This is a genomic window from Salifodinibacter halophilus, assembly GCA_012999515.1.
Lineage (GTDB): Bacteria > Pseudomonadota > Gammaproteobacteria > Nevskiales > Salinisphaeraceae > Salifodinibacter > Salifodinibacter halophilus.
Genome location: JABEEB010000772.1, coordinates 1 through 234, shown reverse-complemented (window position 1 = coordinate 234; position 234 = coordinate 1). Strand labels below are relative to the sequence as shown.

Annotated in this window: 1 protein-coding gene; it reads left to right on the top strand. The window is 68.4% G+C overall.

Going from position 1 to position 234, the window contains the following annotated elements:
* Positions 1–234 (top strand): NADH:ubiquinone reductase (Na(+)-transporting) subunit F (locus tag HKX41_13675; GenBank protein NNC25182.1); only part of this gene is annotated, 234 nt, incomplete at both ends.

Sequence of the window (234 nt, the reverse complement as noted above, 5' to 3'; positions counted from 1 at the left end):
GCTGTGCAATCGCGAGGCGGCGCGGCGCTCGTATTCGTTGTCGTTGCCGGTGGACAGGGCCGACGGCCGCTTGCATCTGCTGGTGCGTTTCAGCCCCGGCCGGCAGGACCGCAAGCGGCAGGCGCCGGGCAGGGGTTCGACCTATCTGTACAGCTTGCAGCCCGGCGATCGGATCCGCTTCAGCGGTCCGTTCGGCGACTTCGCCGTGCGCGCCAACGCACGCGAGAAGATCTT